The organism is Iodobacter sp. BJB302 (assembly GCF_002735645.1).
GTDB lineage: Bacteria > Pseudomonadota > Gammaproteobacteria > Burkholderiales > Chitinibacteraceae > Iodobacter.
Window position 1 is genome coordinate 1 of the sequence record NZ_PDZG01000004.1, and the last position, 21,203, is coordinate 21,203.

A 21,203-nucleotide genomic window follows, 5' to 3' on the forward strand; every position below is an offset into this window, starting at 1 on the left:
TCTTGAGCAACTAGAGCAAGGCATCGTGGATTACATCCATTACTATAACCACGACCGAATCAAACTGAAGTTAAAAGGGCTGAGTCCTGTGCAATACAGAACCCAGCCCTTGAGCGCCTAGCTTTTATACTGTCCAACTAATTGGGGTCAGTTCATTCTGCGGCTTGTTTAAAACAGAAGCTGTATGGCTCGGGTATATAGTGTTTTATATAATGATTCCGCCGCCCAGGCAGACCTCTCCGTCATACAGCACCACCGACTGCCCCGGTGTAACCGCCCACTGTGGCTCATCAAAACGTAACTCGCAACGACCATCTTCTATCCAGAGCAACTCACATGCTGCATCTTGCTGGCGGTAGCGTGTTTTTGCTGTGTAGCGCCCCAGTGCTGGCGACTCACCTAAAACCCAGGAAAGATCTTGTGCCTGTAAAGTATTTTTAAGTAACAATGGATGATCATGGCCTTGCACCACAATCAGCTCATTTTTAGCCATATCCTTGCCAGCAACAAACCAAGGCGCTCCCTCTCCTCCAATCCCCAAGCCCTGACGCTGACCGATGGTGTGGTACATCAAACCCATATGCTCGCCCATGTGTTTACCTTCTGGAGTAACCATCGGCCCTGGCACTTTAGGTAAGTAGCGATTAAGAAATTCACGGAACGGGCGCTCGCCAATAAAGCAGATCCCGGTGCTGTCTTTTTTCCTAGCGTTGTGCAGGCCAATTTTCTCTGCCAGCTCACGCACTTCTGTTTTCAGCATATTGCCCAGCGGGAACACTGCATGGGCAACTTGCTCCTGGCTAAGCTTATATAGAAAGTAGCTTTGATCCTTACTAGCATCTTTAGCACGAAGCAGCTCTGTCCGGCCATCCGGACGCACCCGATTTGAAGCGTAATGCCCCGTTGCAAGCTTAGTGCCGCCTAATTTAATGGCATAATCGAGGAAGCACTTAAATTTAATTTCGCTATTGCACAAAATATCTGGGTTGGGTGTTCGGCCAGCCGAGTACTCGGCCAAGAAATAGCTGAACACTCGTTCTTTATATTCTTGAGCAAAATTAACCAGCTCGATCTCCACACCTACTTTATCCGCAACCGAGATCGCATCGAGACTGTCTTCTTTAATCGAACAATACTCATCAGTATTATCGTCTTCCCAGTTTTGCATGAAGACGCCAACCACGTCGAAGCCCTGCTCCTTTAATAGCCACGCGGTCACCGAGGAATCTACCCCGCCAGAAAGGCCCACTACAATTTTGTCAGACATACTTATATTCCAGTAAACGTACTAATATCGCCTCAGCGATCAAAATCACGCAAAATATCCAGCGGGTAACGACGTCCCGCCAAATAATCATCTATACACGCCAGCAGCAAGGGACTGCGATGCTGCTCAGCGCGCGCCACAATTTCATCCCGCGTTAACCACACAGCCCGCTCAATATCCGCATCCAAAACGCGCCCAACTGCAATCCCGGCAAGATCTCCCGTAAATGAAAAACGAAGATAAGTTAACCTTGGCTGCTCCGGCGGTGACCATTGATACACGCCAATTAAAGAACGTGGCACAAAATGGTGTGCGGTTTCTTCTAATGTTTCACGTATCGCCGCTTCAACAATACTCTCCCCATGCTCAATATGGCCAGCAGGCTGATTAAGCTTTAACTGACCTGCAATTCGCTCTTCAACCAGCAAAAACCGCCCGTTCTCTTCAATAACAGCAGCAACTGTTGCATTAGGCTTCCACATTGAATTTTCCTTGGTAATAAAGCCAACTCATAATATTTAACGCGTTTTATTTGGCCCGCGGCGGCCGCGCTGCTTAGGTTTCGCCGGCCCGGCAGCAGGCTTGACAAGCCGGGGAGCATCAACCGTTTCAGCCTTCCAAGCCCCCGGAGATAAACCATCCAAAGACCACTCCCCAATTGCATAGCGAACCAATCTTAAGGTTGGAAAGCCCACTTTGGCCGTCATACGCCGCACCTGGCGATTTTTGCCTTCCCGAATGATAATTTCCAGCCAGGCTGTGGGTACGCTGGCCCGGAAACGTACAGGCGGCACACGTGGCCATAGGCCCGCAGGCTCCTCAATGAGCCTGACTTGTGCCGGCTGGGTGGTAAAATCGCCTAAATCCACGCCCGTCAGCAAAGGCTGTAAATCTAACAAACTCGGGCTACCCTCTACCTGCACCCAATATGTTTTAGGCAATTTATGTTTGGGATCGGCAATTTTCGCCTGCAAAGGCCCTGAATCCGTTAAAAGCAACAAGCCTTCTGAGTCTGTATCTAAACGCCCTGCTGGATAAACATCCCTAATAGGAACAAAATCAGCCAGCGAAGCATGCGGTGGCGAAGGGGAGAACTGACAGATCACCCCGTAAGGTTTATTTAAAAGTATAAGCTGAGGCATAGCGGCTTGGCAGTATTGCTACAAAACAGCGATAATAGGCTGTTTTTTCGTCGGCGCCCCACAAGAAATTCACAATACCGGCCGACGAAATGCGACAAACCACTCGACACAACAGGAATACACAGATGAGCCTGATCAAAGTTCCGCAAGATGGCGCGAAAATCGTCCAAAACCTTGCGACTCCAGATAATCCGATTATCCCGTTCATCGAAGGCGACGGCATTGGTGTAGATATCACCCCAGTCATGATCGACGTTGTCGACGCTGCGGTAAAGAAATGCTACGGTGGCGGCCGTAAAATCCACTGGATGGAAATCTATTGCGGTGAAAAAGCCTCCAAATTGTATCCGGATGGCACTTACCTGCCCGAAGAAACATTAGCTGCATTGCAAGAATATGTTGTATCGATCAAAGGCCCGCTGGCAACACCAGTTGGGGGAGGCATTCGCTCACTGAACGTAGCACTGCGCCAGCAACTTGATCTTTATGTTTGTCTGCGCCCGGTTCGTTACTTCCAGGGTGTTCCTTCTCCTGTTAAGCACCCAGAACAGATCGAAATGGTTATTTTCCGTGAAAATACCGAAGACATCTACGCGGGTATCGAGTGGGACGCACAATCGGAAGGCGCTAAAAAAGTCATCGACTTCTTGCAAAATGAAATGGGCGTGAAGAAAATTCGCTTCCCGGAATCCTCAAGCATCGGCATCAAACCCGTTAGCAAAGAAGGTACCGAGCGCTTAGTACGTCGTGCAATCCAGTACGCAATCGACAACAACCGCAAGAGCGTTACCCTTGTTCACAAGGGCAACATCATGAAATACACCGAAGGCATGTTCCGCACTTGGGGCTACGAATTAGCCAAGAAAGAATTTGGCGGTATAGAAATTGATGGTGGCCCATACCTTGAACTGCCAAACGGCATCGTCATTAAAGATGTGATTGCTGATGCATTCTTGCAGCAAATCCTCTTACGCCCAGCTGAATACGATGTAATTGCAACACTCAACCTGAATGGCGATTACATTTCTGACGCCTTAGCAGCACAGGTAGGCGGCATTGGGATTGCTCCGGGCGCAAACTTATCTGATAGCGTTGCCATGTTTGAAGCAACGCACGGCACAGCGCCAAAGTATTCCGGCCAAGACAAAGTAAACCCAGGCTCGCTGCTGCTTTCTGCTGAAATGATGTTGCGTCATATGGGCTGGAAAGAAGCTGCCGACCTGATCATCGCAGCGATGGAAAAAACCATTGCAGACAAGATTGTTACTTACGATTTTGCCCGCCTGATGGACAATCCTACAGAAGTGAGCTGCTCTGGCTTTGGTAAAGCAATCATTGAACGGATGTAATACTGACTCCGGCAAATTTGCCAGATCCACCCCCGCTTCGGCGGGGTTTTTATTTGATCAGGGCCATGAGTCACAAACTCCAGACGTGAAAAAACCCCGCCTTGGCGGGGTTTTTGATCACCAGCAGCTAATTAAGCAGCTTGGATGTTAGAGGCTTGTTTGCCTTTAGCACCATTGGTGATGTCGAAAGAAACGCGTTGGCCTTCTTTCAGAGTTTTGAAGCCTGGCATGTTGATCGCTGAGAAGTGAGCGAAAATGTCTTCGCCGCCTTCGTCTGGAGTAACAAAGCCGAAGCCTTTAGAATCATTGAACCACTTTACGGTACCTAGAGCCATTTTGGCACTTCCTATCTAAACGATGAAACATGGACCACCTCAGAAATGAGGCCCGGTTAAGGGATTGGTCCGAAAAAACCCGCGTGAGCGGGATACCATATCACCTAGCTGAGATTAAGCAGCTTGGATGTTAGAGGCTTGTTTGCCTTTAGCACCATTGGTGATCTCGAAAGAAACGCGTTGGCCTTCTTTCAAGGTTTTGAAGCCTGGCATGTTGATCGCGGAGAAGTGAGCGAAGATGTCTTCGCCGCCTTCGTCTGGAGTAACAAAGCCGAAGCCTTTAGAATCATTGAACCACTTAACAGTGCCCAGAGCCATTTGGGGTCTATCCTATCAACTTGTAAAACATGAACCGCCTCGAAGAGGCACCATGAGGTTTGAGGTCCAAGACCAGCAAAACGGCCAAACCGGTACTGCAGAAACTTGTACATCAAACTCGAGCCACCTTTTTACGCGACTTTTACACCGGAGGTCAAGTAAAATTCTAAAAATAGATGCTTATACTCAATAAAAAAACCACAATAAAAAGAGCAGGCACGCCATCCACCCATCTTCATGCAGATCAGAGCTTGAAAAAGAACGGGGGCGGACCAAAATGATTACAAACCACACGATATGGTAGAAAAATGCCTGCACAGCATCAAACCGATGCCGAACTTAATCAGCAATCGACACTCTCACCACCACCCGCTTTGTGGCGTGTACTTCTGCTAAACGATGACTTTACACCGATGGATTTTGTCATCAATGTATTAGAAAAATTTTTCGGAATGAACCGTGAACGAGCAACGCAGGTTATGCTTAAAGTTCACACAGAGGGACGCGGAATGTGCGGGGTATTCCCCAAAGACATTGCGTCCACCAAGGTCGCAGAGGTCAGCCAGTATTCCAGGCAACATCAGCAACCACTGCAATGCACAATGGAGGTGAACGAATGATTGCCCAAGAACTAGAAGTCAGCCTCCACATGGCCTTTACGGATGCGAGGCAAAAACGCCACGAATACATTACCGTGGAACATCTTTTACTTGCACTGCTTGATAACCCTTCAGCAGCTGAAGTGTTACGCGCTTGCGGTGCACACATGGACGAGCTGCGCCGCCAGCTGGGTGATTTTGTAAAAGAGCACACCCCGGTTGTTTCTGGCGATGGTGAAGTTGAAACACAGCCAACCATAGGCTTCCAGCGTGTCATTCAGCGCGCCATCCTGCATGTGCAGTCTTCGGGTAAAAAAGAAGTTACCGGAGCCAATGTACTCGTCGCCATTTTTGGCGAAAAAGACAGCCACGCTGTTTACTACCTGCACCAGCAAGCCATCACCCGCCTGGATGTGGTCAACTTTATTGCTCATGGCATTGCAAAATCGGCCAACGCCCAGCAACCGATTCCACGCACAGAGCAAAATGAAGAGCATGAAGAAGAAACAACAACAGGGGGCGCGCTCAGCAGCTTTACTGAAAACTTAAATCAACAGGCCATCTCTGGGCGTATTGATCCTCTGATTGGTCGTGAGCACGAATTAGAACGTGTGATTCAAACGCTCTGCCGCCGCCGCAAAAACAACCCACTGCTCGTGGGTGAAGCTGGCGTCGGCAAAACGGCGATTGCAGAAGGGCTAGCCCGCCGGATTGTTGAAGGCAATGTACCAGACGTACTTAAAGATGCCACTGTTTACGGGCTGGACATGGGCGCGCTGCTGGCAGGCACCAAATACCGTGGTGATTTTGAGCAACGTTTAAAAGCGGTAATCAAACAGCTGCAGGAAGAGCGCAATGCGGTGCTGTTTATCGATGAGATTCACACACTGGTGGGTGCTGGTGCAGCCTCCGGCGGCACGCTGGACGCATCTAACCTGCTAAAGCCTGCCTTATCTAACGGCTCATTGAAATGCATAGGTGCAACAACCTACACCGAATACCGTGGCATTTTTGAGAAAGATAACGCCTTATCACGGCGCTTCCAAAAAATCGATGTGCCTGAGCCAACGGTAGAACAAACGATTGAAATTCTTAAGGGCCTGAAAGATAAGTTCGAGCAACATCACGGCGTGAAATACACACTGGCGGCGCTGACAACGGCAGCCGAACTTTCAGCGAAATATATCAACGATCGTCATTTGCCAGACAAAGCCATTGACGTCATCGATGAGGCCGGAGCAGCGCAAAAAATCCTGCCAAAATCGAAACAAAAGAAAACCATCAACAAGCACGAGATCGAAGAAATCGTTGCAAAGATTGCACGGATTCCGCCAAAGAGTGTGTCTACAGATGACCGGAACACGTTAAAAACTCTTGAGAGCGATCTTAAGCACGTTGTGTTTGGCCAGGAAAAAGCGATTGAATCTGTGGCCACCTCCATCAAGATGGCTCGTGCGGGCTTAGGCAACCCACAAAAACCAATTGGTGCATTCTTATTTAGCGGCCCCACAGGGGTTGGTAAAACAGAAGTGGCTCGTCAGCTCGCCTATACGATGGGTATTGAATTGCTGCGCTTTGATATGTCCGAGTATATGGAGCGCCATGCAGTGAGCCGCCTGATTGGTGCACCTCCGGGGTATGTTGGCTTTGAACAGGGTGGTTTACTAACAGAAGCAATTACCAAGCACCCTTACGCGGTCTTGCTGCTGGATGAAATCGAAAAAGCTCATCCAGATATTTTTAACGTGCTGCTGCAGGTGATGGATCATGGCACGCTTACAGATAACAACGGGCGCAAGGCTGATTTCAGAAATGTAGTTATCGTCATGACAACGAATACGGGAGCAGAAACGCTCACAAAATCGGTCATCGGCTTTACCAACAGCAAGCAGACTGGCGATGAGATGCAGGAAATTAAGCGCATGTTCACACCAGAGTTCCGCAACCGTCTGGATGCAATTATTCCTTTCGCTCCACTTTCGCATGAAATTATTATGCAAGTTGTGGATAAATTCCTGATTCAGCTCGAAGTCCAGCTACAGGAAAAGAAAGTAGAAGCACATTTCACCCTGGCTTTGAAAACGCACCTTGCTGCTGAAGGCTTTGATCCATTAATGGGAGCAAGGCCAATGGCCCGATTAATTCAAGACACCATCCGCAAGGCACTGGCCGATGAATTACTCTTTGGCCGCTTAATTCATGGTGGTGAAGTTACAATTGATATTGATGATGATGGAAAAGTCAGCTTAGGAATCCCTAATAAGATAGCGATACCTGCCTGATTTTCCCAAACAAAAAGCCCCTTCTCATTTCAAGAAGGGGCTTTTTTTATTCCAAATCCAATAAGAATTAAGCCTGTTGTTGCAACATAACTGTTTGCGCAGGCATAGGCACTGGAAATCCAGCAGCAGCCAGGCTCTCTTTAATAGTGCGATTGGTATCAAAATAAACCTGCCAATAGTGATCATTATGGCAATACGGGCGCACCACCAAGACCGGGCCAACCAAATTAAATTCAAGAATTTCTACATCGACCTTGGGATCAGCAAGCACATTCGGAATCGCAGCAATCTTTTCGCGCAAAACCTGCATAGCTGCTGCATGATCTGCACTTCCAGCCAATTGCGCTTTTAAATCAACGCGACGAAATGGATTTAAGGTGAAGTTTTGAATGTTATCGGAAAAAATTTTATTGTTTCCGATTAAAGTCATTACATTGTCTGGCGTATTCAGCATAGTAGAAAACAAGCCAATCTCACTGACCGTGCCTACTATCCCTGCAACGGCAACAAAATCCCCAACTTTAAATGGACGCAAAACAATAATAAATGCACCTGCCGCAAAATTGGCCAGCAAGCCAGACCACGCCATCCCAATCGCTATACCACCAGCAGCAATTAAAGCGGCAAAGGTCGTGGTTTGAATACCGCAATATCCCAGAATGCCGATAACTAAAAGTATATTCAGCGTAACTGTAATGACAGAGCCCACATAACGCAAAACAGTTGGATCTACTTTCTGTTTACCTAAAGAACTTTGTACTAAACGTACCGCCAAACCAATTAACCATCTGCCGATTACCCAAAAAGCAATTGCAGCAATGATTTTTACACCAAACTCAGCCACATAGCCCATGGCAAGATCCTGGTATTTTTGTGCCCACGTTGCATCCATTCTCTATCCCCCAAAGCCGCCAGACGGCGGGTTGATTATGAGATTAGCATATGGCGATTGCGCTTATGAACGAGAACCACGCGGATGGTGTTCTTTATGCAACGATTTCAAACGGGCTGTCGCTACGTGAGTATAAATTTGTGTCGTTGTAATATCTGCATGTCCCAGCAGCATTTGTACTACACGCAAATCTGCACCGTGGTTTAGTAAATGAGTGGCAAATGCATGCCGTAAAACATGAGGGCTTAAATGTTTGTTATCTATTCCAGCTGCAGCTGCATATTGTTTAATAATGTACCAAAACCCTTGGCGGGTTAATGCATGCCCCCGCTGATTTACAAATGCCTCTGCCACTTGATGCCCCCCCACCAAGGCAGGGCGGGAATGCGCCAAATATTGCTCAACCCAATCGGCGGCAACCTCCCCCATCGGCACTAAACGCTGTTTTCCACCTTTACCAGCCAATATCTGCACATAACGTTCACGTAATTTAATCTGCCCCAAAGGCAAAGTAACCAGCTCAGTAACCCGTAAACCAGTTGCATACATCAACTCCAGCATGGCTCTGTCTCTCAGGCCACTGGCCTGATCAAGCTCCGGCGCTTGCAATAGAGCTTCAATCCTTGCTTCATCCAATGCTTTCGGCAATGGGCGTACTCGCTTGGGTGCCGTTAGCTCAGCAGTAGGATCAAAGTCCGCCTGCCCCGATAAGATCCAGTGGCGGTAAAATTTTCGCAAGCTGGCCATACGCCTTGCCAGAGTTGCAGCTTTCATATCACGTGCCTGCCTCGCCAAAAATGCCTGAACACACTCCCGGTCTGCAGCCAGCAAAATGCAATTTCGCTCTGTCATCAGCCAATGAGCCCAAATCAAAAGATCGCGGCGATAGCTGTCAATTGTATTCTTAGACAGCTGATCACTAAGCCATACCCCATCCAAAAACTCATCAATCAATACCAGCTGTTCATCTATAAGAGCTTCGCTCATATTTCAACGCCCTCATGCTTCAGCAACCAGCGCTTAATTGGCAGCCAATCCACTCCATTGCGGCCCGCGTTAAACCCACCCAGACCTGCAGCGGCCACAACTCGGTGACAAGGAATTAGTAAAGGCAGGGGATTGCGCCCACAAGCACCGCCAACAGCACGGGGGCTTGAATAAATTCGCTTAGAAATTTCTGCATAGGTTTGCAACTGCCCAACGGGAATCGTCGCGATTTCATCCAGAACCTTACTTTGATGCTCACTTACAGACAAAGCACGAGGTAAATCAAAGATAAAAAAAGGATCCTGGAAATAAGCCGCCAACTGATAAGCAGCCTCCTGCAGCAAAGTGCCATGAGCCCTCTGCAAGGAAGAAGAGGAGGGAAGAAACTCGACTAAAACAAGACGCTCATTACGCTCGGCCAGCCCAATTGGGCCAACAGGGCTGGAAATAACGGCATAACGATCTGTACTTTCGATACGCATAACAAATCCAGATGTTATGGAAACGAAAACGCGGGCACTTGGCCCGCGTTTGAATACTGTATTGCTTAAAAAAATTAAGCAGCAGCTTTTGCAACAACCTTACGAGCTGGCAATTTTTCCTTGATACGTGCGGACTTGCCTGAACGATCACGGAGGTAGTAAAGCTTAGCACGACGTACATCGCCGCGACGTTTCACTTCAACACCAGCAACCAGCGGAGAGTAAGTTTGGAAAGTACGCTCAACACCCATACCTGCGGAAATTTTACGCACGATAAAGGAGCTATTCAGGCCACGATTACGCTTAGCAATCACAACGCCTTCATAAGCCTGCAGACGCTCACGTGTACCTTCCTTAACCTTGACCTGAACGATCACGGTATCGCCAGGAGCGAATTCAGGAAGAGTCTTAGCTAAGCGAGCGATTTCTTCTTGCTCAAGTTGTTGAATCAAATTCATGGGTATTACTCCAATGTGAAGCTTGTTCCTTCAAAGGTGGTCAAACCACCTGATCTTGGTTTATCACCAGATCCGCCTTAAATTCGGCCAGAAGACGAGCTTCCTCTTTTGATAGCTGTCGCTTTGTTAACAAGTCAGGCCTACGCAAAAATGTTCGGCCTAAAGACTGTTTTAAGCGCCAGCGCCGTATCAGCGCATGGTTTCCTGAAAGTAAGACTTCCGGTACGCTCATGCCCAGATAATTTTCGGGACGGGTGTAATGCGGGCAATCCAGCAACCCATCCACAAATGAATCTTCTTCTGCGCTCGCTGCAGTATTAAGTACACCGGGCAATTGGCGAATGATGGCATCCATCAGCACCATTGCAGGCAACTCTCCACCTGAGAGCACATAATCGCCGACTGAGATTTCTTCATCAATCTGACGATCCAGCAAACGCTCATCCACCCCCTCATAACGACCACATAACAAGACCAATCCCGGCTTTTGAGCCAGCTCCTGGACTTTATCGTGCGTTAATGCCGCCCCTTGGGGAGATAAATAGACGGTATGCGTAACAGCAACACCCTCTTCACGCTGCCTTTTCTTAGCTGCTTCAAGCGCACACTCAAGTGGCTCTGGCAACATCACCATACCGGGGCCGCCACCATATGGCCGGTCGTCCACAGTACGATGTTTGTCTGCGGTGAAATCACGTGGATTCCAGCTGTTAAGTCCAAAAAGACCTAATTCAACCGCTCGTCTGGTGATGCCATGACGAGTGATCGCCTCAAACATCTCAGGAAACAAAGTGATCACATCAAAGTGATACACCTCAGCCTTAGTAATCAAGGCCCCAATCCACTGAGATTGCTTTAGCAGCAAGATCAACCTTGAGCACAACATGAGCTACAAAAGGCAGAAGACGCTCGGTCTGTCCGTCTTTTACAACGATCACATCGTTAGCACCGGTTTCAAACAAGTTATCCACAACACCAAGCTTTTCACCTTGCACATTGATGACATCAAGGCCGATTAAATCGACCCAGTAATACTCATCAGCAGCAGGGGCTGGTAACAGGCTACGGGAAACTGCAATTTTACTGCCTTTAAGTGCAAATGCCGCATCGCGATCATTAACACCATCAAGCTGAGCTGCTAATTTCTTTGTGTGAACCTGACCTTCAACAAGCTTAAAAGCCTGCCATTGACCATCATGGCCGATCCACCAAGTGTCGTAGTCAAAAAGACTATCGGCATCTTCAGTATCACCAACCAGGTTGATCCAGCCATGTACACCAAAAGCCCCACTTACATAGCCCATGATCAAAAGATCATCAGGCACCGGCAGCGAAGCCCGTTTTTGCATAGTCACGGCTTGAATCAAGCAGCAGCAACAGCAGCTGGCTTGTAGTTTTTCAGCAGCTTGGCAACGGAGTCAGAAGCTTGTGCACCAACGCCTACCCAGTAGCTAACGCGGTCCATAGCTAGACGCACGCCTTCTTCGCCATCTTTGGCGAGTGGATTGTAAAAGCCAAGACGCTCAACAAAGCGACCATCACGACGATTACGGGAGTCGGTTACAACAACGTTGTAAAACGGACGGTTTTTAGCACCGCCGCGGGAAAGACGAATAACAACCATGGCATTAAACCCAATAATGGAGATTAATTTAAAGGGGTTCGATTATGAAACAAAACACCAAACCCCGCAAGAATAACCGGCAAAAGTACAGCAAAAACAATCACGTTGTAAAGCCTAACGTGATATTCGGCTGCCGGTCAGGTTCGAATATTTTAAAAATGTCAGTACAAAATGAAAGCTTTCCCCACAAGGCCGGCAAGCAATCCAGCAGATGCAAGGCAAACCTCAAGTAGCCCGGCACCCGCATTTTTAATCACATGCCGGGCAGCATTCCCTTCATGCCGCTCATGCCACGCATCAATTTAGCCATGCCCCCTTTGGAGAATTGCTTCATCATTTTTTGCGTTTCTTCAAACTGCTTCAAAAGACGATTCACTTCTTGTACTTGTACACCTGCCCCGGCAGCAATGCGGCGCTTTCGGCTGGCTTTTAACAACTCCGGTTTACGGCGCTCTTCCGGTGTCATTGAGTTGATAATGCCTTCAATACGTGCCACCGATTTATCTGTTACCTGACTATTGGCCATCTGGCTTACTTGCCCGGGCAACTTATCCATCAGCGCGCTCATCCCGCCCATTTTTTTCATTTGCTGGATTTGCGTTTTAAAATCTTCCAAGTCAAACCCTTTGCCGGATTTAACTTTTTTCATCATTTTGAGCGCTTCTTCCTGATCGACACTATTTTGCACGTCTTCAATCAGGGATAGCACATCGCCCATGCCCAAAATACGGCCAGCCATGCGATCAGGATGGAATGGCTCCAAGCCTGTGAGTTTCTCGCCCGTACCTAAAAACTTAATCGGCTTGCCTGTGATGTGCCGCACCGACAGAGCAGCACCACCACGTGAATCACCGTCCATCTTGGTGAGAATCACCCCTGTTAAAGGAAGTGCCTCATTAAAGGCTTTTGCGGTATTAACCGCATCCTGCCCTTGCATCGCATCAACAACGAAAAGGGTTTCAACAGGATTAACCGCAGCATGCAAGGCTTTAATTTCAGCCATCAAGGCTTCGTCAATCGCCAGGCGGCCTGCCGTATCAACAATCAGCACATCATGAAAATGTTTTTTCGCATAATCATGCGCAGCAAGCGCAATCTCAACCGGCTTTTGCCCTACATCAGAAGGGAACCACTCTACCTCTAATTGACCAGCCAGCATTTTCAGCTGTTCAATGGCAGCCGGGCGATAAACGTCTGCTGAAACCAATAAAACTTTTTTCTTTTGTGTTTCTTTCAGAAGTTTTGCTAATTTACCCGAAGTCGTTGTCTTACCTGCACCTTGCAAACCTGCCATTAAAATCACAGCAGGCGGAACTGCGGCCAAGTTCAGAGCATCATTTTGTGCTCCCATCAGCTTAGTTAGTTCTTCGTGCACAACACCGATGACTGCTTGACCCGGTGTAAGACTACCAATAACTTCTTGCCCCTGAGCGCGAATTTTAACGTCATTAATAAACTGCTTAACGACAGGTAAAGCCACATCAGCCTCAAGCAAAGCCATGCGTACTTCACGCATTGCGTCTTGAATATTATCCTCTGTCAGGCGAGACTGACCCCGCAGGTTTTTGACAACACCAGAAAGACGACTAGAAAGATTTTCAAACATGCGTATCCTTTGCTTGGCGACTGCCCCAAGAGGGACCTCGCTCTGATAGACTTATATGATGACCATTTTACCTGAAGTTAGCCCGGCAACTTATTTCGCACTGCTGGCTTTAACCATTTATCTGCTATTAGGCTGGCATTTTTGCCGCAGCCGGCTTGCCTCATCACGCCCCAAACGGCTGCTTAGCCCTGCACTTGAGCTGATTTTGTTAGTCTCAGGCCTAGTTTTACACGCCCTGGCACTTTTCCCACCTTTACTATGGTCAAGCAATCTGCATTTTGGTGCGGCAGAGGCGCTCTCCCTGAGTGCATTTTCCACTCTGTGCATTTATCTGTGTGGCCAGCTATTCTGGAAAATGGATGGCCTGCAGCCTCCCATGCTGGGTATAGCGGCAATATTTTTATTTATTTCCCAGCTGTTACCGATAGGGCATTCAATTACATACCCACTCAGCCTGCTGTCCCGAGGGCACTTTTTGCTGGCCATGTTTGCGCACGGAATGCTGCTCAATGCTGCTGGCGTCGCCATTCTAATGCGTTTTGCTGATAGAACATTACACAAAGCTCAGGCAGGCTCTCTCATTCGGACACTGCCTCCGCTAATGACTCTCGAGCGACTCATGTTTGCTTGTGTAGGCCTCGGCTTTATTTTACTGACTTTAGCGCTACTCTCTGGGATCTTTTTTGCTGAACAAGTATTCGGACACGGCTTAGTATTTTCACACAAAATTATCCTTTCCATTGCAGCATGGCTCGTTTTTGGCACTTTGCTTCTGGGACGATGGAAAAATGGCTGGCGTGGGCGCTTTGCGGCTAACTGGACACTTTTTGGCTTTGCTCTGCTTTTTCTGGGCTACATAGGGAGCCGTTTTGTTCTTGAGGCGCTGTTACACCGCCCTTTTTAGGCCTTTTAAAAAAACAAGACTTAAGCCATACAAATTACGGACATAGCAACGACATTGGAACAAATTTCATTATCTTATCTATATCTTGCTCTTGGCCTCTGCTTAGCAACTTCCGCATTCTTTTCTGCAGCGGAAACTGCAATGATGGCGGTAAACCGCTATAAAATTGCCAGTAAGGCACGCCAAGGACATTTAGCGGCTGCACGAACACAAAAACTACTAAACCAAACCGATAAGTTACTTTCCGTTATTTTAATTGGTAATACGCTTATCAACACTGCATCAGCCACGCTTTCTACGCTGATTGCAAGCAAGCTGTTTGCCGGAAATGACTTCGCATTAGGTACGGCCACTTTGCTGGTGGCGTTTGCAATTCTTATTTTTTCCGAAGCAACGCCCAAAGTATTAGCAGCCAACTATGCAGAATCCTTTGCCTATGCAGCGTCTTATCCGCTGCTTATCCTGCTGCGTATTTTTTATCCGGCAGTCTGGCTGGTCAATCTGTTTGTCAGTGCACTGATTAAGGTTTTACGCCTAAAAAAAAACCAGAACAATCAGCACGCACTTTCACCTGAAGAATTACGCCTTTTAGTATTAGAATCAGGGCGTTATATGGAAAAAAAACACCATACAATTCTTCTGAATTTATTTGAGCTGGCGAGCATTACGGTAGACGATGTAATGACTCCCCGTCATCAAATTGAGAGCATTGATTTAGATGCACCAACGGATGAGATTCGTAAACAAATTTTCACCTGTCACCATACCCGTCTCCCCGTTTACTCAAGCAATCCGGACAATATCACGGGTGTTTTGCATATCAGAAAAATTTTATCCTTAAAAGAAGACGAAATAGACCAAGCAAGACTGAGTGAAATGATGCGGCCGCCTTACTTTATTCCATCCAGCACGCCGTTATTTACCCAGCTGCAAAATTTTCAAGAAAATAAACGCAGAATGGCCGTAGTCGTTGATGAATACGGAGAAATGCAAGGTCTTGTTACCCTGGAAGATATTCTGGAGCAAGTTGTTGGAGAATTCACCACCAATGCTCCGGCTCAGGGCAAAGCATTAAGGCAACCCGATGGCAGTGTACTGCTCGATGGCGCATCCAGCCTTCGGGAGCTCAATAGAAAATTACGTCTGGCATTTCCTGTAGATGGGCCTAAAACATTAAATGGACTGATACTTGAACACTTCGAAGATATCCCTGATGCGGGTACTTGCCTTGTTTTAGCAGGGCAGCGAATTGAAATTGTTCAAACACAAGACCGAAGCATTCGCGTTATTCGCCTTTATGCCCAAGATACTTAATTATGTATCTGATCTATCAAGGTTTTAAAGGGAAAGAAAGCGCAAGATTAAAAGGTATTTGCTAAACTAAAAACGTAAGGCAATACCGACAGTTTCTCCTCTTTTCGATTACATATTGAAGACCATGTCAGCACCTAACTCACCTGTATCTGGTCTCGCCCGCCTGCTTGTTCAGCATGGCAGATTAATTGAAGCGGACGCTGAAGCGCTGCAATCTACAGCGAACAGCAGTAAAACGCCGTTTATTGAGCAACTGATACGCAGTCACAAAATGACCGCGAGAGATGTTGCTGAATTCTCATCTCAGGCGTTTGGCTATCCTCTTCTTGATCTGGACCACATTGATCCAAGCTATATCCCACAAGGCGTGCTGGACAATAAAGTGATGCAGATTCAACGCATCGTGCCGCTCTTTAAGCGCGGCACCAAATTGTTTATCGGCCTATCGGATATCACCAATCTGCAAGCGCTGGAAGAAGTGCGCTTTCAAACCGGCCTGCAAGTGCAGCCACTGGTGGTGGAAGACAGTAAACTCGTTAGTCTGCTGGATAAACTCATCGAGTCTACCGGGGCCAATCTAAGCAATATGGCGCTGGATGATGTCGATTTGGAAATGGGCGGCGGCGAAGAAGACACCACTCAAAACGAGACTGCGGCACTGGAAGTTGACGATGCCCCCATCGTTAAATATCTGCAAAAGATTCTGCTGGATGCCATTAATGCAGGCGTTTCGGATATTCACTTTGAGCCTTACGAGAAATTCTTCCGCATTCGCTACCGTCTGGATGGTGTGTTGCGTGAAGTGGCGCAGCCTCCGCTGGCGATTAAAGACAAACTTGCTTCGCGTATTAAGGTTATCTCCAAGCTGGATATTTCTGAAAAACGCGTGCCCCAAGATGGCCGGATGAAGCTGGTGCTTTCCAAAAGCCGGGCCATCGATTTCCGGGTATCCACCATGCCAACCATGCACGGTGAAAAGATTTGTATGCGGATTCTGGATCCCTCCTCAGCCACTCTGGGTATTGATGCACTGGGCTACGATCCGGATCAGAAAGAAATTCTGCTGGAAGCCATCCAGCGGCCATATGGCATGATTTTGGTAACGGGCCCAACCGGATCTGGAAAGACCGTTTCGCTCTATACCTGTTTAAATATTTTAAATCAGCCGGGCATCAATATTTCCACGGCCGAAGACCCATGCGAAATTAACTTACCTGGTGTTAATCAGGTGAACGTGAATGAAAAATCCGGCCTGACTTTTGCGGTCGCCCTGAAAGCCTTCTTGCGCCAAGATCCTGACATCATCATGGTGGGGGAAATCCGGGATTTAGGCACTGCCGATATCTCGATTAAGGCCGCGCAAACGGGGCACATGGTGTTTTCTACCCTGCACACAAACGATGCGCCCACCACGCTGACACGGATGCTGAATATGGGGATTGCCCCATTTAATATTGCATCGTCAGTGATTTTAATTACCGCACAGCGACTGGCCAGAAAACTGTGCAGTTGCAAAACGCCCATTGATATTCCGCATCAGGCCCTGCTTGATGCTGGCTTTGAAGAAGAAGAACTTGATGGCACCTGGACCCCTTATAAGCCCGTAGGCTGCGATATTTGCAAGGGTTCAGGCTATAAAGGCCGCGTTGGTATTTACCAGGTCATGCCCATTACTGATGCAATGAATCGCATCATCATGACCAATGGCAATGCGATTGATATTGCTGATCAGGCAAAGCGTGACGGCGTTCGTGATTTACGGGGTTCTGGCTTGCGTAAAGTAAAACAAGGCCTGACCTCATTAGAAGAAGTCATGGCGGTAACCAATGAATAATATCCAAAGAGGGGCGTCATGGCGCTAGCACCCAAAACACTAAAAGTAAAAGAATTTACTTTTATCTGGGAAGGAAAAGATCGCAGTGGCAAGATTGTCAAAGGCGAAGTACGGGCAAGTGGTGAGCACGTGGTTAAAAACACGCTTCGCCGCCAGGGCATCAATGTCTTAAAAGTCAAAAAACAAAGAATGGGGACAGGCAAAAAGATTACCGAGGAAGACATCACCATGTTTACCCGGCAACTGGCCACCATGCTTAAATCTGGCGTACCGCTGCTCACTTCATTTGATATTGTGGCCAAAGGCCACAGCAATCCATCTGTGACCAAGCTGCTGATGGATATCAAAAATGATATTGAAACCGGCTCATCACTTACACAGGCATTCCGAAAACACCCCAATGAATTTGATGCACTGTATTGCAATCTGATTCAGGCGGGTGAGCAAGCAGGTATTTTAGATGCCCTGCTGGCAAGGCTTGCCACCTACAAAGAGAAAACGCTGGGCGTTAAAAAGAAAATTAAATCAGCTCTGTTTTATCCTACCGCCGTTATCGTTGCGGCTTTTGTGATTACTGCGGTGATTATGATTTTTGTTATTCCCGCGTTTAAAGAGTTATTTTCCAGCTTTGGCGCCAACTTACCAACGCCCACCTTAGTGGTCATGGCAATCTCTGATGTCTTCGTTACATATTGGTGGCTCATATTTGGCGGGATATTCGGCGGGATTTGGGGCTTTTTAAAGGCATGGAAAAAATCAGAAGCGATTCAAATCGTAATGGATCGTTTACTGCTTAAAGTGCCGATTATTGGCAAAATCATGCTGGATGCAACTATTGCACGCTGGTGCCGCACCCTCTCTACCATGTTTGCAGCGGGTGTGCCTTTAGTAGACTCACTGGATTCCGTTGGCGGTGCAGCAGGGAATTATCTCTACAAGCTTGCTACAAAAAAAATCCAAACCGAAGTGAGCACCGGTACCAGCCTGACTTTATCTATGCAAAGCACCAATATGTTCCCCAATATGGTGATGCAGATGGTTGCAATTGGCGAAGAATCGGGTGCACTGGATTCAATGCTGAGTAAAGTTGCAGATTATTACGAAGAAGAAGTGGATAACGCTGTAGAGGCCTTATCCAGCTTAATGGAACCCATCATCATGGTGGTCTTGGGCACACTGATCGGTGGTTTAGTTGTAGCCATGTACTTACCAATTTTCAAAATGGGCGAGGTTGTCGGTTAATGATTGAGTTGTTTTTAGACAGCCCTGCTGTATTTGGTGGTTTTTTATTTATACTTGGCTTATTAATTGGCAGTTTTCTGAATGTAGTAATTCACCGCATTCCAAAAATAATGGAGCAAGAATTCAGGCAGCAGTGTCAGATGATCGACGCTCCTGTCGATGCTCCAATGCCCAAAGTGCCCACTTATAATTTGATTATTCCACGCTCAGCCTGCCCCGGTTGCGGACATGCCATCAGCGCTTTAGAGAATATTCCCGTTATCAGTTATTTAGTTTTACGCGGGCGTTGTAAAGCGTGTAAAACTTCTATCAGCCCGCGCTACCCTCTGATTGAGCTGCTTTGTGCAACGCTAACAACAGTAGTAGGCCTGCATTTCGGTGTAACCATAGCGGCGATTGCAGCAATTATGCTGACATGGTCGCTAATTTCACTTGTCTTTATTGACGCGGACACCTATCTGCTGCCTGACAGCATTACCCTACCCCTGCTCTGGCTGGGGCTGCTTTTCAATTTAAATAATGTCTTTGTGCCGTTAGATCAGGCCGTTATCGGTGCAGTTGCCGGCTACCTAGTACTCTGGAGCGTGTATTGGCTGTTTAAGCTCATCACAAAAAAAGAAGGCATGGGATATGGTGACTTTAAGCTGCTGGCAGCATTGGGCGCTTGGTTTGGGTGGCAGGCTTTACCAAGTATTATTTTGCTATCATCCATCAGCGGCGCAGTAATCGGCATTGCTCTGGCCATTCTGGCCAAACGAGGTATGGGCAAACCCATGCCTTTTGGTCCTTATTTAGGGATTGCAGGCTGGCTGACTTTGTTGCTTGGCAGCTCATTACAGCAGCTGATATTTAATGGTGTACCCGCATAATGCGTGCAGACGGAATGAAAATTATCGGGCTGACCGGAGGAATAGGCAGTGGCAAATCAACCGTTGCCCGCCTTTTTGCCGAGCTGGGTGTGACTGTTATTGATACTGATGAGATAGCGCACGAGCTAAGCCGCCCCCCCTCGGAAGCCTTAGAGCAAATAGCCCTAGAATTTGGCCCAGATTTCATAAATAAAGATGGTGGCCTTAACCGCCCCCGGATGCGCGAACTCATTTTTGCCAACGCTGATGCAAAAGTAAAACTTGAAAACATCTTCCATCCGCGCATCAAGGCTATTGTGTTGCAACAGCTGGGCAAACAATCAATTCATACACCTTATGTTTTATTGGTTGTTCCGTTATTATTCGAAACGAATACTTACAGCAGCATCATAGACAGCAGCCTTTTGGTAGATTGCTCTGAAGAACATCAAATTGAGCGGGTAAAATTACGCAGTGGCCTGAAAAATACAGAAATTACAGCGATTATTGCCAATCAACTGCCAAGAAAAGCACGAATACAACGCGCAAATGATATTATTTTGAATGAAAGCTCTCTTGCTCATTTACAATCCAGCGTTAGCACTCTCCACCAGCGATATCAGGATCAAACATGTCGGTTTACGTAATTGATTTTCATAAACCATTTTTTGCTGCAAAATCGAATATCTTCGCCGGTTAGACGCATCGTGATCAGCTACGAATTCCCTATTAACGAGCGCATTCGCACCCTTTTGCGCCTCGAAAACTTATACAACCGCACCATTCAGTATGTGGCACGTGACTCTGCTGCGGACCATCATGCAGCATTGCTTGGTATATTTGAAATCATGGAAGTAGCCAGTCGCGCCGACATGAAGTCAGATTTACTTCAGGAGTTAGAACGTCAGCGACAAGCTCTGTCAGCCCTTCGAAATAATCCGCAAATATCAGAAGATGCTCTTGAACGAGTATTAGTAGATATAGAAGAAACGCATTGCAAAATGCTGAATATGACAGGGAAATTTGGCCAAGCACTAAGGGAAAATGAATGGCTGATGGCCATCAAACAGCGCGTTACGATTCCTGGCGGAGCCTGTGCCTTTGACCTCCCTTCCTATCATTACTGGCAACATCAAAGCGCAGAATACCGCAGAGCAGACATTGACGGCTGGTTTAACCCGCTGCTTCCTATCAAACAAGGGTTAGACATTGTGCTTCGCCTGCTCAGAGACAGCATGCGTGAAAACAATTACACCGCAAAAAATGGTAATTTCCAGCAAATGTCTGGTGGAAAAACGGTTCAGCTATTAAGGGTTAGCCTGCCAGAACATTTAGCAGCCGTGCCAGAGCTCTCTGCAAACCGTTATGCCATTAATATTCGTTTTGTTGTGCCATCAACCAGTGGAGAACGCGCTAAGGTTGTCGATACAGATGTCGACTTTGGACTTGGCTACTGCAATTTATGAACACACCTGCTTTTCAAACTAAATGCCCAAGTTGTGGTAAACAACATACATATTCAACCGATAATCCCAGCCGTCCGTTTTGCTCTGAACGATGCAAATTAATCGACTTAGGCCGCTGGGCCAATGAAGAATACGCAATCCCGGTGCCGGCCAGCCACGCCGAAGACTCTGATTCTCTCCCTGATTAAAATTTTTTAAGCTGTCATTTCAGCTTCATCTCAACGTCATAGCAGCGTCATCTGCAAGCTTTAAGT

The 21,203-nt window shown here is 47.4% G+C and carries 25 protein-coding genes; 12 read left to right on the forward strand and 13 right to left on the reverse strand.

All coding sequences use genetic code 11. The features are described 5' to 3' along the window. The coding region (locus CSQ88_RS01955) for an IS3 family transposase (protein ID WP_143449386.1) at positions 1–121 on the forward strand (121 nt) is incomplete at its 5' end. Between the two features lie 84 nt (positions 122–205). Here the strand turns inward: CSQ88_RS01955 and mnmA are convergent. The 3 genes from mnmA to CSQ88_RS01970 are packed head-to-tail and all read right to left on the reverse strand — an operon-like array spanning position 206 to position 2,409. Next, positions 206–1,267: a tRNA 2-thiouridine(34) synthase MnmA gene (gene mnmA, locus CSQ88_RS01960; RefSeq protein WP_180273498.1), complete on the reverse strand. Its 1,062-nt coding sequence runs from the start codon at positions 1,265–1,267 to the stop codon at positions 206–208. Positions 1,268–1,299: 32 nt separating this feature from the next. Beyond that, positions 1,300–1,749: an NUDIX hydrolase gene (locus CSQ88_RS01965; protein ID WP_099396451.1), complete on the reverse strand. Its 450-nt coding sequence runs from the start codon at positions 1,747–1,749 to the stop codon at positions 1,300–1,302. A gap of 36 nt (positions 1,750–1,785) precedes the next feature. After that, positions 1,786–2,409 carry a pseudouridine synthase gene (locus CSQ88_RS01970; protein WP_099396452.1) on the reverse strand — a complete coding sequence of 208 codons (624 nt, stop codon included), beginning with the start codon at positions 2,407–2,409 and terminating at the stop codon, positions 1,786–1,788. Positions 2,410–2,534: 125 nt separating this feature from the next. Between CSQ88_RS01970 and icd the strand changes: the two genes are divergently transcribed. Continuing rightward, positions 2,535–3,758 carry an NADP-dependent isocitrate dehydrogenase gene (icd, locus tag CSQ88_RS01975; protein ID WP_099396453.1) on the forward strand — a complete coding sequence of 408 codons (1,224 nt, stop codon included), beginning with the start codon at positions 2,535–2,537 and terminating at the stop codon, positions 3,756–3,758. 131 nt (positions 3,759–3,889) lie between these two features. Here the strand turns inward: icd and CSQ88_RS01980 are convergent, their stop codons facing one another. Together CSQ88_RS01980 and CSQ88_RS01985 are read right to left on the reverse strand one after the other, a co-directional pair. After that, the gene (locus CSQ88_RS01980) at positions 3,890–4,093 is read right to left on the reverse strand and encodes a cold-shock protein (protein WP_046351602.1); all 204 of its coding nucleotides are present in this window, start codon (positions 4,091–4,093) and stop codon (positions 3,890–3,892) included. Between the two features lie 114 nt (positions 4,094–4,207). Further along, positions 4,208–4,411 (reverse strand): cold-shock protein, encoded by a 204-nt coding sequence (locus CSQ88_RS01985; protein ID WP_046351601.1) that lies wholly within the window; start codon positions 4,409–4,411, stop codon positions 4,208–4,210. 308 nt (positions 4,412–4,719) lie between these two features. Here CSQ88_RS01985 and clpS point away from each other — a divergent pair, with 308 nt between their 5' ends. After that, complete coding sequence (clpS, locus tag CSQ88_RS01990; RefSeq protein WP_046351600.1) at positions 4,720–5,031, forward strand: ATP-dependent Clp protease adapter ClpS; 312 nt, start codon at positions 4,720–4,722, stop codon at positions 5,029–5,031. Continuing rightward, a complete protein-coding gene (gene clpA, locus CSQ88_RS01995; protein ID WP_099396454.1) occupies positions 5,028–7,292 on the forward strand; it encodes an ATP-dependent Clp protease ATP-binding subunit ClpA in 2,265 nt (754 codons plus the stop codon). The genes clpS and clpA overlap by 4 nt, the downstream gene beginning before the upstream one ends. A 67-nt stretch (positions 7,293–7,359) precedes the next feature. On the opposite strand, the gene CSQ88_RS02000 is transcribed toward clpA, so the two are convergent. The 8 genes from CSQ88_RS02000 to ffh all read right to left on the reverse strand — a co-directional run bounded on the left by CSQ88_RS02000 (position 7,360) and on the right by ffh (position 13,341). Beyond that, positions 7,360–8,145, reverse strand: coding sequence for a mechanosensitive ion channel family protein (locus CSQ88_RS02000; protein ID WP_257212415.1), 786 nt, complete (start codon positions 8,143–8,145; stop codon positions 7,360–7,362). 102 nt (positions 8,146–8,247) lie between these two features. Further along, complete coding sequence (gene xerD, locus CSQ88_RS02005; protein WP_099396456.1) at positions 8,248–9,171, reverse strand: site-specific tyrosine recombinase XerD; 924 nt, start codon at positions 9,169–9,171, stop codon at positions 8,248–8,250. Beyond that, positions 9,168–9,653, reverse strand: coding sequence for a methylated-DNA--[protein]-cysteine S-methyltransferase (locus CSQ88_RS02010; protein WP_099396457.1), 486 nt, complete (start codon positions 9,651–9,653; stop codon positions 9,168–9,170). Before CSQ88_RS02010 ends, xerD begins: the two co-directional genes overlap by 4 nt. Positions 9,654–9,727: 74 nt before the next feature. After that, positions 9,728–10,111, reverse strand: a complete 384-nt coding sequence (gene rplS, locus CSQ88_RS02015; RefSeq protein WP_099396458.1) for a 50S ribosomal protein L19 — start codon at positions 10,109–10,111, stop codon at positions 9,728–9,730. 40 nt (positions 10,112–10,151) lie between these two features. Further along, positions 10,152–10,940, reverse strand: coding sequence for a tRNA (guanosine(37)-N1)-methyltransferase TrmD (gene trmD / locus CSQ88_RS02020; protein ID WP_347344033.1), 789 nt, complete (start codon positions 10,938–10,940; stop codon positions 10,152–10,154). Continuing rightward, entirely contained in the window at positions 10,933–11,460 is a 528-nt protein-coding gene (gene rimM, locus CSQ88_RS02025) for a ribosome maturation factor RimM (RefSeq protein WP_099396460.1), read from the reverse strand. Before rimM ends, trmD begins: the two co-directional genes overlap by 8 nt. Positions 11,461–11,474: 14 nt before the next feature. Next, the gene (gene rpsP / locus CSQ88_RS02030; RefSeq protein ID WP_046351593.1) at positions 11,475–11,735 is read right to left on the reverse strand and encodes a 30S ribosomal protein S16; all 261 of its coding nucleotides are present in this window, start codon (positions 11,733–11,735) and stop codon (positions 11,475–11,477) included. A gap of 253 nt (positions 11,736–11,988) precedes the next feature. Then, on the reverse strand, positions 11,989–13,341 hold the full coding sequence (gene ffh / locus CSQ88_RS02040; RefSeq protein WP_099396462.1) for a signal recognition particle protein: 1,353 nt from the start codon (positions 13,339–13,341) through the stop codon (positions 11,989–11,991). A 58-nt stretch (positions 13,342–13,399) separates the two neighbouring features. Between ffh and CSQ88_RS02045 the strand changes: the two genes are divergently transcribed. From CSQ88_RS02045 to CSQ88_RS02080, 8 genes are all read left to right on the forward strand, one after another. Further along, a complete protein-coding gene (locus CSQ88_RS02045) occupies positions 13,400–14,245 on the forward strand; it encodes an inner membrane protein YpjD (RefSeq protein WP_257212426.1) in 846 nt (281 codons plus the stop codon). A gap of 54 nt (positions 14,246–14,299) precedes the next feature. After that, positions 14,300–15,559 carry an HlyC/CorC family transporter gene (locus CSQ88_RS02050; RefSeq protein ID WP_099396464.1) on the forward strand — a complete coding sequence of 420 codons (1,260 nt, stop codon included), beginning with the start codon at positions 14,300–14,302 and terminating at the stop codon, positions 15,557–15,559. Between the two features lie 124 nt (positions 15,560–15,683). Further along, positions 15,684–17,393: a type IV-A pilus assembly ATPase PilB gene (gene pilB / locus CSQ88_RS02055; RefSeq protein ID WP_099396465.1), complete on the forward strand. Its 1,710-nt coding sequence runs from the start codon at positions 15,684–15,686 to the stop codon at positions 17,391–17,393. Between the two features lie 18 nt (positions 17,394–17,411). Next, on the forward strand, positions 17,412–18,635 hold the full coding sequence (locus CSQ88_RS02060) for a type II secretion system F family protein (protein WP_099396466.1): 1,224 nt from the start codon (positions 17,412–17,414) through the stop codon (positions 18,633–18,635). After that, entirely contained in the window at positions 18,635–19,504 is an 870-nt protein-coding gene (locus CSQ88_RS02065; RefSeq protein WP_099396467.1) for an A24 family peptidase, read from the forward strand. The genes CSQ88_RS02060 and CSQ88_RS02065 overlap by 1 nt, the downstream gene beginning before the upstream one ends. Beyond that, positions 19,504–20,130 carry a dephospho-CoA kinase gene (coaE, locus tag CSQ88_RS02070; protein WP_257212418.1) on the forward strand — a complete coding sequence of 209 codons (627 nt, stop codon included), beginning with the start codon at positions 19,504–19,506 and terminating at the stop codon, positions 20,128–20,130. The genes CSQ88_RS02065 and coaE overlap by 1 nt, the downstream gene beginning before the upstream one ends. Positions 20,131–20,190: 60 nt before the next feature. Next, positions 20,191–20,949: a cell division protein ZapD gene (gene zapD / locus CSQ88_RS02075; protein WP_099396538.1), complete on the forward strand. Its 759-nt coding sequence runs from the start codon at positions 20,191–20,193 to the stop codon at positions 20,947–20,949. Beyond that, on the forward strand, positions 20,946–21,137 hold the full coding sequence (locus CSQ88_RS02080) for a DNA gyrase inhibitor YacG (RefSeq protein WP_099396468.1): 192 nt from the start codon (positions 20,946–20,948) through the stop codon (positions 21,135–21,137). The genes zapD and CSQ88_RS02080 overlap by 4 nt, the downstream gene beginning before the upstream one ends. The last annotated feature ends 66 nt before the right edge of the window (positions 21,138–21,203 follow it).